10 protein-coding genes are annotated in these 11,965 nt (G+C 67.9%); 5 read left to right on the top strand and 5 right to left on the bottom strand.

Features of this window, described 5'->3' with window-relative positions; all coding sequences use genetic code 11:
* Nucleotides 1-271: 271 nt before the first annotated feature.
* Both ACR9FL_RS15970 and ACR9FL_RS15965 read right to left on the bottom strand, forming a co-directional pair.
* Nucleotides 272-832 carry a LytR/AlgR family response regulator transcription factor gene (locus tag ACR9FL_RS15970; RefSeq protein WP_436356332.1) on the bottom strand — a complete coding sequence of 187 codons (561 nt, stop codon included), beginning with the start codon at nt 830-832 and terminating at the stop codon, nt 272-274.
* Nucleotides 781-1,245, bottom strand: a complete 465-nt coding sequence (locus ACR9FL_RS15965; RefSeq protein WP_436356331.1) for a glycosyltransferase — start codon at nt 1,243-1,245, stop codon at nt 781-783. The genes ACR9FL_RS15970 and ACR9FL_RS15965 overlap by 52 nt, the downstream gene beginning before the upstream one ends.
* Nucleotides 1,246-1,674: 429 nt before the next feature.
* On the opposite strand from ACR9FL_RS15965, the gene ACR9FL_RS15960 reads away from it, so the two are divergent.
* On the top strand, nt 1,675-3,741 hold the full coding sequence (locus ACR9FL_RS15960) for a phytase (RefSeq protein ID WP_436356330.1): 2,067 nt from the start codon (nt 1,675-1,677) through the stop codon (nt 3,739-3,741).
* A 216-nt stretch (nt 3,742-3,957) separates the two neighbouring features.
* Nucleotides 3,958-5,223 carry a dicarboxylate/amino acid:cation symporter gene (locus ACR9FL_RS15955; protein WP_436356329.1) on the top strand — a complete coding sequence of 422 codons (1,266 nt, stop codon included), beginning with the start codon at nt 3,958-3,960 and terminating at the stop codon, nt 5,221-5,223.
* A gap of 88 nt (nt 5,224-5,311) precedes the next feature.
* On the opposite strand, the gene ACR9FL_RS15950 is transcribed toward ACR9FL_RS15955, so the two are convergent.
* Complete coding sequence (locus ACR9FL_RS15950; RefSeq protein ID WP_146112141.1) at nt 5,312-5,755, bottom strand: hypothetical protein; 444 nt, start codon at nt 5,753-5,755, stop codon at nt 5,312-5,314.
* A 102-nt stretch (nt 5,756-5,857) separates the two neighbouring features.
* On the opposite strand from ACR9FL_RS15950, the gene ACR9FL_RS15945 reads away from it, so the two are divergent.
* The gene (locus ACR9FL_RS15945; protein WP_436356328.1) at nt 5,858-6,736 is read left to right on the top strand and encodes an alpha/beta fold hydrolase; all 879 of its coding nucleotides are present in this window, start codon (nt 5,858-5,860) and stop codon (nt 6,734-6,736) included.
* Between the two features lie 4 nt (nt 6,737-6,740).
* Here the strand turns inward: ACR9FL_RS15945 and ACR9FL_RS15940 are convergent, their stop codons facing one another.
* Together ACR9FL_RS15940 and recQ are read right to left on the bottom strand one after the other, a co-directional pair.
* Complete coding sequence (locus ACR9FL_RS15940) at nt 6,741-8,255, bottom strand: S41 family peptidase (protein WP_436356327.1); 1,515 nt, start codon at nt 8,253-8,255, stop codon at nt 6,741-6,743.
* An 85-nt stretch (nt 8,256-8,340) separates the two neighbouring features.
* Nucleotides 8,341-10,215 carry a DNA helicase RecQ gene (gene recQ / locus ACR9FL_RS15935; protein WP_436356326.1) on the bottom strand — a complete coding sequence of 625 codons (1,875 nt, stop codon included), beginning with the start codon at nt 10,213-10,215 and terminating at the stop codon, nt 8,341-8,343.
* An 80-nt stretch (nt 10,216-10,295) separates the two neighbouring features.
* Between recQ and ACR9FL_RS15930 the strand changes: the two genes are divergently transcribed.
* Together ACR9FL_RS15930 and ACR9FL_RS15925 are read left to right on the top strand one after the other, a co-directional pair.
* Entirely contained in the window at nt 10,296-11,195 is a 900-nt protein-coding gene (locus ACR9FL_RS15930) for a class I SAM-dependent methyltransferase (RefSeq protein WP_436356325.1), read from the top strand.
* Nucleotides 11,195-11,932: a pseudouridine synthase gene (locus ACR9FL_RS15925; protein ID WP_436356324.1), complete on the top strand. Its 738-nt coding sequence runs from the start codon at nt 11,195-11,197 to the stop codon at nt 11,930-11,932. The genes ACR9FL_RS15930 and ACR9FL_RS15925 overlap by 1 nt, the downstream gene beginning before the upstream one ends.
* Nucleotides 11,933-11,965: the final 33 nt, after the last annotated feature.

Genomic DNA, 11,965 nt, shown 5'->3' with positions numbered 1-11,965 from the left:
CTGTCTGGAGACAGGGCTGGCGACCCCGGTCATGCAGGGCGAGGCGCCGCAGTTGGTGCGCTCGCGCATCTGACAGTGGGGCGGGCTGGGGGCTTCACGTACGCCGTTCGAAGATCTTTGACGCGGTGACAGGCATGGAGCTTGCGCCGGTCGTTTGTTGCGGTGCGGTCTGATGCCGCGAATCTGCATTTGTGAGGCCGAACTGCTTGCGGCGCGGGGCAGCGCTTTGGGCTGAATTGCAACTGGAAAGGGCCCCGGCTTGCGCCGACATCTATGCCGGTTGTCTCCAGGGCTTTATGCTCATGATCTGGGATACGCGATCGACATAGCTGGGGCCGACGGTGACCTCCCGGCCGTTTGACAAGGTGAGCGCCAGTTTGCGCCCCGTCCGACGCCTTACGCCTCGGACGAAGGCCAGGTTGACGATGACGGAGCGATGGCAGCGAACGAACTGAGTCGGGTCGATTCTCTGCTCCAGAGAACTGATGGTGTCTCGCACCAGATAGGTCGCTCCGCGTGTGTGCAGTTCGACATAGTCTCCCTGGGCCAGGAAATGATCGACGTCCTCCAGGGGCTGGCGATGCAGGCCGTCGGCCCGGCGAATCCAGATTTCCGTCTCATGCAGCGAAGGCTCGGTCGTTTGCTGCAGGGAAGCGACAAGGGTTTGCAGTTCGGCGAAGCGTTGATCTGAATTGCGCGCATCCAGGCGTGTTCGTGCACGCCGGATCGCAGCGCGCAGTCTTTCAAACTCGAAGGGCTTGGTGAGGTAGTCGGCGGCGTTCAGCGCGAAGGCGTCAACGGCGTGCTGGGTGAAGGCGGTGAGGCGAGCCACGGTCCTGTGTCGATGGGGTTGGGCACGGCCCAGGCTCGGTTGGCCAGGGCGGGGTAGGCGTGTGTAAAGGCGGCGCGCTCCGCAGCGCTGACGAAGATGAACCCGTCCATGGCCCCGTAGCGAGCGTTATAACGCCAGGCGTCGAGCAGGTGACGCGGCGCCTTCAGCCCATTGTGCCGGTAGAGCACGTGCCGAGCCTCAGGCATGGAGCGGGCCAGGATTACCGCCTGCTTTACCTGCTGATGACACTCGACCAGATCGGGTTGGAACGCGCGAAGGCCCTCAAGCAGGGCGCCGCGTCGATTATCCATCCGAAGCGGCAGGACGCTGGACATGCCGTGATCTTGGGCTCCTTCGTCGCAGAATATGCGAACGTCCTGGCCCGGCATGGCGGCGACCAGGGTCCGGATCACCGTCTCCATGGAATTGGGCGCTGAGGCTGCGAAGGTGCATCCGGACGGAAGTACAATGGCGGTCCGCAGCGGACGAGGGGCGTCAAGGACGGCTGGCGGGACGAGGGCTGTCAGCGGCGGAGATGGACTGCGGATGGCCGACGAACGCATGAGTCAGAACTCCCGAACGACGCCGAGCAGCCGGCGCGCCGCCGCGATGCGGCTTCAAAGCCAAGACGCCACGGGAAGCGGAGAGCCTTACGGATGGGGGCGGTTGTCGGCCTTCGCCCGCCGTGGCGGGAGCTTCTGTCCAGCGGCGCAGCATGGTCGCCCTTGAGCGCGTCGCTGACATCTTCTCACAGGCTTGTCGCCCAGGCGTCGCGTATCCTTTGCAGAGCCTGCCTACTGGGCCCGGGGCGCATGCGCGCCGAGGGCTGTGTGGGGGCGACCATGACCAAGCGACTGACGAACAATCTTCTTGGGGCCAGTGCTCTGGTGCTGGCGATGGCGATACACGGGGCCGTTTTGGCTCAGGACGCTGTCGCCCCGGTAGTGGCCGCGGCGCTCGACACCCGCTCGACCGGCGAGGCGAGCAGCGGGGTAATTGTGCTGGACGCGGACACGCGGGGTCATCGTTTGGTCTCGGCGGCGGGCCTGGCCGGGCTGGAGGTCCTTGACCTGACGGGCGCGCGCCTAGGGCGGGTTTCGGCAGGCGAGGCGGGCGGTCTGGACGTTCGCTATGGTTTCCCGGTCAAGGGCCGGGCTGAGACCCTGCTGGTGTCGACCGACAAGACCGACAACAGCCTGCGCTTTTTCGCCATGCGCGATGGCGCGCCGGTCGAGGTCGGGGCGCGGTCCGTGCCTCTGGGCTTTGCCGTCGAGGACGTCTGCCTGCTGCGCAACGCCAGCGACGGCGGCCTCTATGCCTTCGCCGTGGGCGACGGCGGCGAGATTGAACAACTGCTGCTCTACGCCGATGCCGAGGGCCGGGTGGACGCTCGTTCGGCGCGTCGCATCAACCTGCCGTCCAAGATCAAATACTGCGTCGCCGACGACGCGACGGGCCAACTCTACGCCTCGCAGCAGGCGGTGGGGGTCTGGCGCTTCAACGGCGACCCGGAGGCCGACGCGGCCCCGGCCCTGGTCGACGCGGCCGGTCTGGGTCGGATCAGCGAGGAAAGCGGGTCTCTGGCGATCTATGACGGCGGACAGGGGGCGCGCTATCTGATCGCGACCGACGCCTCCAGCGGGCGGCTGTTCATCTATGACCGCAGCGCGGGCGACGCCTACCTCGGTGCGGCCAGTTTGACCGGGCGCGACGGCGCGGCGATCAAGGAGCCGGGCGCGTTGCAGGCTGTCGGCGCCCCGCTGATTGGCTTGCCGTCAGGCGCTCTGGTGGTGACGGACGAGGATGCGGCCGCAGGTCCTGACTACAAGCTGGTGTCGATCACCGCCCTGACCGGGGCGCTGAACCTGTCGGCCGGGACGCCGCAGGACGCCCGCGCAGTGGCCGCGCCGCGCTTCCCCGCCGTCGTCGCCGTGGCGGAAACCGCGCCGGTGGGCAGCCCCGGCGACGCCGCCGACGATCCGGCCATCTGGGCCGATCCGACCAATCCGGCGAACAGCCTGATCATCGGCACGGACAAGAAGGCGGGGCTGAACCTCTACGACATGCAGGGTCGCCTTCTGCAGCATCTGCCCGACGGCAAGATGAACAATGTCGATCTGCGCGAAGGCTTCATGTTGGGCGGTCAGCCGGTGGTGCTGGTCACGGCCAGCGACCGGACCAACAAGGCCGTCGCCATCTATCGTCTCGACACTGAGGCGCGTCGTCTGATCGATGTGGCGGACGGCGTTCAGCCGACGGGTCAGGGCGATCCCTATGGCCAGTGCATGTATCGCTCGCCCCGCAGCGGCAAGACCTATGTCTTCATCAACGATTCCAACGGTGAGAAGCGTCAGTGGGAGTTGGTGGACGCCGGAAACGGCAAGGTGCACGCGGTGCGCGTGCGTGACTTCGCCTTCTCCAGCCAGGTCGAGGGTTGCGTCGCTGATGACGCCACGGGTCAGCTCTATGTGGCCGAGGAAGACGCCGGCCTGTGGCGCCTGTCGGCGGAACCGGACGGCGGCGCGGCCATGACCATGGTCGCCCGCGTCACCGACAACCCGGCGCTAAAGGACGATCTGGAAGGCGTGGGTCTTTATGACCTGGGCGGCGGGCGCGGCTATCTGATCGTCTCCAGCCAGGGCAATGACAGCTACGCCGTGTTCCGCCGCGAAGGCGATCAGGCCTATCTGGGCTCCTTCATCGTCGTCGCTGACGGGGCGCGCGGCATTGACGGCGTGTCGGAGACGGACGGTCTGGAGGTCACGAGCCGTAATCTCGGCCCCGGCTTCGAGCACGGCGCCATGGTCGCTCAGGACGGCCGCAACGTCCTGCCTGGCGAGAATCAGAACTTCAAATATGTGCCGTGGACATCCATCGCCGAAGCCCTGGGGCTGGAGGTGCGACCCTAACCTGAGGAGGCAGGCGTCAATGGCGTCCGACAATGGGGGCCGTTCATTCTGATCTGGTCTGGCGGGTCGATAGGCTTTAGCTAAAGGCGAGAAGTCGGCGGGGCGGCGGGTGTTTGGGACGTCCGCCGCCCTGCTTTTGCGTGGACGGACAAGGCTCGTGCGGTCGGGGGGACGGTGTTCCGACGGGGTGGGTCGCGTGCAGTTGGAACATTGAAAATGAACCGAATATTCGCCTACCTCATCATCGGCGCCATGATCCTGGGCGTGCTGGTCGGCTGGGGCGTCAACCAGTATCTGAGCGCCGATCAGGCGGCGGCGGCGGCGACGAATCTGTCGCTGATCACCGACGTCTTCCTGCGTCTGATCAAGATGATCATCGCGCCGCTGGTCTTCACCACCCTGGTGGCGGGCATCGCCCACATGGAGGACGCGGCCTCGGTCGGGCGTATCGGCGTCAAGACCATGACCTGGTTCATCGGCGCCTCGATCGTGTCGTTGCTGCTGGGCCTGCTGATGGTGCAGCTGTTGCAGCCGGGCGCGGGCATGCACCTGCCGCAGGCGGCGCTGGCGACGGCCCCGGCCGCCTCGACCGACGCCTTCTCGCTGCACGGCTTCGTCACCCACCTGGTGCCGACCTCGATCTTTGACGCCATGGCCAGGAACGAGATCCTGCAGATCGTGGTCTTCTCGCTGTTCGTCGGCACGGCGGTCGCGGCGCTGGACGACAAGGCCCCGGCGGTGCTGAACCTGGTCGAACAGGCCGCCTCCATCATGCTGAAGGTGACCGAGTTCGTGATGAAGCTGGCCCCCCTGGCCATCTTCGCGGCCCTGGCCTCGACCATCGCCACGCAAGGCCTGGAGATGCTGGCCGTCTACGCCAAGTTCGTGCTCGGCTTCTACGGCTCGATGGCCCTGCTGTGGGGCCTGCTGTTCGTGGCTGCCGCCATCGTCCTGGGCCGTCGCGTCATTCCGCTGTTCAAGGTGATCCGCACCCCGGCCCTGCTGGCCTTCTCGACCGCCAGTTCGGAAGCCGCCTATCCGCGCATCCTCGACGCCCTGCCGACGGTCGGCGTGCGTCGCCGCATCGTCAGCTTTGTCCTGCCGCTGGGCTATTCGTTCAACCTCGACGGTTCGATGCTCTACTGCACTTTCGCCACCATGTTCATCATGCAGGCGCACGGCGTTCACCTCAGCGTCTCGCAGCAGGTCTTCATGCTGCTGCTGCTGATGGTGACGTCCAAGGGCATCGCCGGCATCCCGCGCGCCTCGCTGGTGGTCATCATGGCGACCCTGACCTACTTCGGTCTGCCGGAAGCCTGGATCGCCATCGTCCTGGGCGTCGACCACCTGCTCGACATGGGCCGCTCGGCCACCAACGTGGTCGGCAACTCCGTCGCCGCCGCCGTGGTCGCCAAGTGGGAAGGCGAACTGGACGACATCCCCGAGGGGGATGGGGACACGCCCCAGATCGCCGCCGCCTGATTTCCAACCAGGCGCTGAAACTGAAACGGCCGCCCCCGCAATGGGGCGGCCGTTTTGCTGTGCGGCGATGAGGTCGGAAGCTCGGCGGCTACTGGCCGCGACCGCCGTCGATAAAGGCCTTGATCGACGGCGCATTGGGCCCGCTCGCACGATCGCCATTGCAGACCATGGGCTCGATATAGGCGCTCAGGCTGGTGGGGCGAATATCGTCCCAGGCGGCGTCGGCTTCAGGATAACGTTCCAACTCAACGCCATCCGGCCCGTATTCGACCTCGACGATGATGCGCGCCTGCTTGGCGTTGCAGCGGATTTCATATTCGTCGATCTTGTGACTGTAGTCGCCGGCCGGCGATTGCAGGGATATGCGGGCCACGCGCACGCTGGTCGTGTCGCCCACGGTGGCGATGGCGCCGACATCGGCCAGATAGACCAGTCGGGCGTTTCGCGAAAAGGCGTTCCATTCTTCGGCGGCCGCGGCGCCGGCCGCGACGGCGGCGGCGGCGAGAATGGCGGTCAATAGGATTGGTTTCATCGTGTCCTCCCCAGGATGAATGGATTTCACACCCGAAACCGTGAAATTTCAACTGGGGCTTTGTGCCGACTCTTCGCCGCGATCCGGGGCTAGGTTCGTCCCATGACGCGCATTCTTCTGAGCCTTCTGATCCTGATCTGGAGCCCGACGCTCGCTCTGGCCGCCAGTCCGCCGCCCTTTCAGTCCGACCGCATCATCGTCGAGATGCGGGGACAGGGGCCGGACGTCATCCTGATCCCCGGGTTGGCCTCGACCTCGGCGGTGTGGGCGCGGACGGCCAGCGCGCTGGAGGGACGCTATCGGGTGCACTTGGTCACCGTGCGCGGCTTCGGCGACGTGGCGGCGGGCGGCAATGGCGAAGGTCTGGTCGGCGGACCGGCCGCAGCGGAGATCCGGCGCTATATCGCCGAGCGCGGTCTGCAGCACCCGGCCCTGATCGGCCATTCCATGGGCGGCCAGATCGCCTTGCGGGTCGCCGCTGACGCCGGGCCGCGCGTGGGGCGGGTCATGGTGGTGGACGCCTCGCCCTTCTTTCCGTCCCTGATCAGCGCGGGCGCCACGGCCGGCGACGTCGAGCCCCTGGCGCGACTGGCCTATCAGGGGCTGCTGCTGTTCGGCGACGAGGCGTTGAAGACCCAGGCAGGCGCCATGGGGGCCGACATGGGCGGCGCCGCCGACAGCCTGTTCGGGACGCTGGGTTGGCAGGGGGGCGACCGGCGCACCTTGGCCCAAGGGCTATACGAGGTGATGACGGTCGACCTGCGCGCGCGGCTACCCGCCATCACCGCCCCGGTCACCGTCGTCTATGGCTGGAGCGCCGACGACCGCAGCCCGCGCAGCCATATCGACGGCCTGTTCCGCGCCGGCTACCGCTCCTTGCCGCGCCCGGCCGCCTTCGAGCGCATCGAAGGGGCCGAGCACATGGTCATGATCGACCAGCCGCGCCGTTTCCAGGCGGCGGTCGAACGCTTCCTGCGCTGACGTTTCAGCGCGGCTGCAGCCGCCGGATCGAGGCCAGAAGGACGGCGTCGTCGCTCATGTCGCCCGCGATGATATACTGGGGGCGTTGCGGCTCGTTGTTGCCGCGCGCGCGACCGCGATAGACCTTCATCGGCACGGCGATCTGGGCCAGGCCGCTGGGCAGGACGGGTTCGCGAATCTCCATGTAGACGGTGTCGGCCGAGGTCTCGCGACCGACCTGGACGGCGCCTGCGGTCTTCCACAGATCGACGGCGTCCAGACAGGCTGAGCCGCAGCTGGAATCGGTCAGGAGATAGACCCGGCCGGCCATCAGTTGCGGGGCAGGCGGCGGCGGGGCGGCGTCGGACGGCGCCTCGTCATTGGTGCTGCGCCAATAGACCTGACCGGCGGCCTTCGCCGCCTTCATGCCGTTGATGGCGTCTTCAGCCCAGGCGATCAGCTCAGGCTGACCGTTCGTGGCGTGCAGCTTGTCCAGGAAGGCCGAGATTTCGGCGATATTGCCCTCCGAGGCGCGCCATTCGACGGCCTCGATCGCCGGTTCGGGATGGGCGGTCATCCAGGCGTCGCCCCACAGGACCTGAGCCATCAACTGGCTCCAGTGCGAGGAGCCGCCGCCGTTGCCGCGCACGTCCAGCACCACATAGGGGGCGGCGCGCAGGGCCTCCTGTTTGGTCTTCATGTCGGCGATCAAGGCGGTCAGTTCGGCGTAGTTCTCGCTGGAGGGGTCGCCGTTGAACGTCGGAGTCGAGATCCAGAAGCCGCCGTCGTCGAAATGCTTCAGGGCGAAGTCGGGGCGGACGCTCTGCATCAGCCGGGTGCGACGTTCGCTCAGATCATCGGGCGTGGCGCGCCAGTTGAGGGCATAGGTCCTGGTCGCGCCGTTGGCCTCGAAACGGCAGGATCTCATCTCGGTCTGCCACGGGTTTTCCGCATTCAGGAACATCCAGTCGCCGAAGCGGGTCTGGATCGCCTCTAGGAACCAGCGGCCCCGGAACTGGCCGATGCGCTGCTCGGCCAGTGGCGCGGCGTCCACCCCGTCGCAGTCGATCAGCCGGGCGCCCAGAGGCGGGGCGGCGGCATCGGCCTCCTCGCGGTTGGCCACCACCTGATCGGCGCCGCGATAGACGGTCAGGAAGCCGGGCCAGCGGGTCGGGAAGCCGAAGTCCCTCTGGGTCATGCTGATCTGGACGTGGCCGTCCTCGAAGCTGGCGACATAGGCGCGCAGCGCCCACCACCAGCCGCCTCGATCCGTGGTCGTCTTCGCCCGTTCCAGGGCCGTGGCCAGCCCCTGGTCCAAGCGGGCGCGGAACTCGGGATTGAGGGGATCATGCACGCCTGGGTGGCTGTCGATCATGATGTCGTGCAGGCCGGTGGCGTCCTGGATCAGGGTCGCCGACCAGTCGCGCGGCTGGTCCATCGGCCGGGGCGTGTCGGTGGCGGCTTCCTGCGCCAAAGCCTGGGCATGGGCTGCGCTCGCCATCGCCAGACAGGCGGCGCTCGCCGCCAGAAACCGCTTCATGTTTAATCTCCCTTCTCAGTGTGGGGGCAAGACATGGCAGGGCGGCGAGGGGGCTTCCAGTTACGCTTTGGTCATGGAGCGCGGATCAGTTCGTTGCGGACAAGGCCTCGAGCACGCCCTTGCCGTAGCGTTCCAGCTTGCCCGCGCCGACGCCGGAGATGCGGCCCAGGGCGTCGAGGTTGCGGGGCTCGCTGAGGGCGATCTCGACCAGGGTCTTGTCCTGGAAGATGACATAGGGCGGGACGTGCTGTTCGGCGGCGCGGTCGCGGCGCCAGGCGCGCAGGACCTCGAAGCGGGCGCGGACGTCGGTGTCCAGGGCCTCGGCGGCCAGGTTGCGGCCGGCGTTGCGGCGCGGGCGTTCGGCCTCGACCACGCGGACGGGGGCCTTGCGCACCTGAATGGGGCGCTCGCCGCGATAGACGGCGCGGACGGCCTCGGGATCGCCCAGCTGGATGATGGGCTTGCCCTCGTTCGGGTCCTCGACCAGCAGACCCTCGAACAGCAGATGGTCGATCACGTCGCGCCAGGCGGTCAGCGACAGGTCGGCGCCGATGCCCCAGGTGGACAGGTTGGACTCCCAGTTCTGGACGTCCTTGGTCTTGCCCAGCAGGTGGTCGACGACGCGGGTGCGGCCAAAGCGTTCGCCGAGACGTTGCACCGCCGCCAGGGCCTTTTGCGCCGGAACGACGGCGTCGAAGGTGGCGGGCGGATCGCCGCAGATGTCGCACACGCCACAGGGCGCTGCGTCGCTCTCGCCGAAGTAGCGGCGCACGGCCTGGGGGCGGCAGACGGCCCCGTCCAGCATGGCGAACAACTGGCGGACTTTGCGCGTCTGGACCTGCTTGACCTCCTCGGCCATCGGCCGGCCTTCGAGACGGCGCAGGGACCAGGCGATGTCGGAGGGCCCATAGAGGGTGATGCCCTCGGCGGGTTCGCCGTCGCGTCCGGCGCGACCGATCTCCTGCCAGTAGGCCTCAAGGCTGCCGGGCGGATCGGCGTGGATGACGAAGCGGACGTCGGGTTTGTCCACGCCCATGCCGAAGGCGATGGTGGCGACCATGACGGCGCCGTCCTCGGCCAGGAAGCGCTCCAGCCGCTTGTCGCGGTCCTTGGCGTCGAAGCCGGCGTGATAGGCGATGGCGTTGGTCCCGGCGTCGCGCAGGGTCTGGGCCACGCGCTCGCAGCCGTCGCGGCTGCCGCAATAGACCACGCCGGACTTGCCGCGCCGCTCGCGCACCAGTTCGACCACGGCGGCGTCGGTGCGGGCGCGCGAACCGTTGATCTTGCGCTCGGCGGAGAGCTGCAGATTGGGGCGGGCGAAGCTGTCGACAAAGACGCGGGCCTCGCCCAGGCGCAGCGAGGCCAGGATGTCGTCGCGGGTGCGGGCGTCGGCGGTGGCGGTGACGGCGATGCGCGGCACGCCGGGGAAGATCTCGGCCAGACGGCCCAGGCTTCGGTAGTCGGGGCGGAAGTCGTGGCCCCACTGACTGACGCAGTGGGCCTCGTCGATGGCGATCAGGCTGAGGTCGATCTCGGACAGACGCTCCAGCATCGAGCCGGCGGCCAGGCCTTCGGGCGAGACGTAGAGCAGGTCCAGTTCGCCCGAGCGGGCGGCGCGCCAGATGGCCGAGCGCTCCTCCATCGGCACGCCGGAATCCAAACGGGCGGCGGCCACGCCCTGTTGCTTCAGGGCCTCGACCTGATCGGTCATCAGGGCGATCAGCGGCGACACCACCAGGCCGACGCCGGGGCGCAGGATGGCCGGGATCTGATAGCAGACGCTCTTGCCGCCGCCGGTCGGCAGCACGGCCATGACGTCGCGCCCGGCCAGAACCTCGGCCACGACATGGGATTGCAGACCGCGGAAATCAGCATGGCCCCAGACCCGGCCCAGAACCTCGCGCGCGGCGCTCAGGTCCAGCGGAGCGGAGGAGGCGGAACGGCGGGGGTCAGCGAGCATCGGCGGGTTGTGCCTGATCCATTCGGGGGTGTCACGGCTCGCCCTTCGCGAAAGGGCGGGAAAAGGGTATGGGGCGCGCCATGACCACGATCCTTTATGGCCGCCCGCCGGCGGTGTTCGACGTTCCGACCGGGGCCCAGCAGACCTCGCCCCTGATCCCCGGCTCGACGGCGCTGGAAGACCTCGCCCCCGGATCGGTGGACGGGGCGATGATCTACGCCCCGCCCGGCGTGGTGGAGCGTCGCTATACGCTGGCCATGGCGCTGCGGGCGCTGAAGGTCGGCGGACGCCTCGACGTCATGGCGCACAAGAGCAAGGGCGGCTCGCGTCTGGCCAAGGAGTTGAAGGACTTCGGTCTGGAGTTCGGCGAGACGGCCAAGGCGCATCATCGCCGCTGCATCGTCACGCGGCCTGAAGTCATCGACGGTCTGGATGCGGCCATCGCGGCGGGCGCCATGCAACAGGTCGCGGGGTTGGAGGCCTGGTCGCAGCCGGGCGTCTTCGCCTGGGACCGGGTCGATCCGGGCACGGCCCTGCTGGCCGGGGTCATGCCGCCGATGAAGGGCGCGGGCGCCGATCTGGGCAGCGGCTTCGGGGCCCTGTCGCTGGTGGCGCTGCGGTCGCCGGCGGTGACGAGCTTGCGTCTGGTCGACATCGACCGGCGCGCCATCGCGGCGGCGAAGAAGAATGTCGAGGACCCGCGCGTCAGCTTTGAATGGGCCGACGTGCGCACCCTGCCGACGGCGGGCGAGCTGAACTTCATCGTCAGCAATCCGCCCTTCCACGACGGTGGGACCGAGGATCGGCGTCTGGGCCAGAACTTCATCCGTCAGGCGGCGGCCCTGCTGAAGACCGGCGGCGTGCTGTGGCTGGTGGCCAATCGGCACCTGCCCTACGAGGCGGAACTGAACGCGGCCTTCAAGCGGGTGAAGCCGGTGCTCGACAAGGGCGGGTACAAGATCTTTGAGGCGGTGAAGTAGTGGCCGCCAAGACTCCTACTGCGCGCGTCGACAAGCTCCTTGGCTCCATGGGCTACGGCTCGCGGGCCGAGATGGCGCGGATGGGCAAGGCGGGCGGCATCGTGCTGGACGGCGTCGACCTGACCGATGTGTCCAGGCGCATCCCGGTGACGCCCGACCTGCCGAGCCGGATGGAGATCGACGGCGAGCCGCTGGACCCGGTGGCCGGTCTGGTCATGCTGTTGAACAAGCCGCTGGGCATGACCTGTTCGCGCAAGGAGGACGGGGCGCTGGTCTATGACATCCTGCCGGATCGGTGGAAGCGTCGCGACCCGGCCATCTCGACCATCGGACGGCTGGACAAGCAGACCTCGGGCCTGCTGCTGCTGACCGACGACGGCGACCTGCTGCACCGGGTGATTTCGCCCAAGCGTCATGTGGCCAAGGTCTATCGCGCCACCCTGGCGCGGCCCCTGAGCGGGACTGAAGGGGCGCTGTTCGCCTCGGGCGATCTGGTGCTGGAGGGCGAGGACAAGCCTTTGTCGCCGGCCACCCTTGAGGTGGTGTCGCCGACCGAGGCCCTGCTGACCGTGACCGAGGGGCGCTATCACCAGGTGCGGCGGATGTTCGCCGCTGCCGGCAACCACGTCGAGGCCCTGCACCGCGAGCGGCTGGGCGGGCTGGTCCTGCCGGATGATCTGGCGCCGGGGGAGTGGCGGCTTCTGAACCCGGAAGAGATCGAGCTGATCTTCGCCTAGGTTTTCTCTTGCCGTCATCCCGGACAAGGCTCG

Origin of the sequence: Brevundimonas sp. CEF1, from assembly GCF_051353055.1 — a bacterium.
Taxonomy (GTDB): domain Bacteria; phylum Pseudomonadota; class Alphaproteobacteria; order Caulobacterales; family Caulobacteraceae; genus Brevundimonas.
The sequence above is the reverse complement of the archived record's forward strand: the minus strand, read 5'-3'. Positions and strand labels throughout refer to the sequence as shown.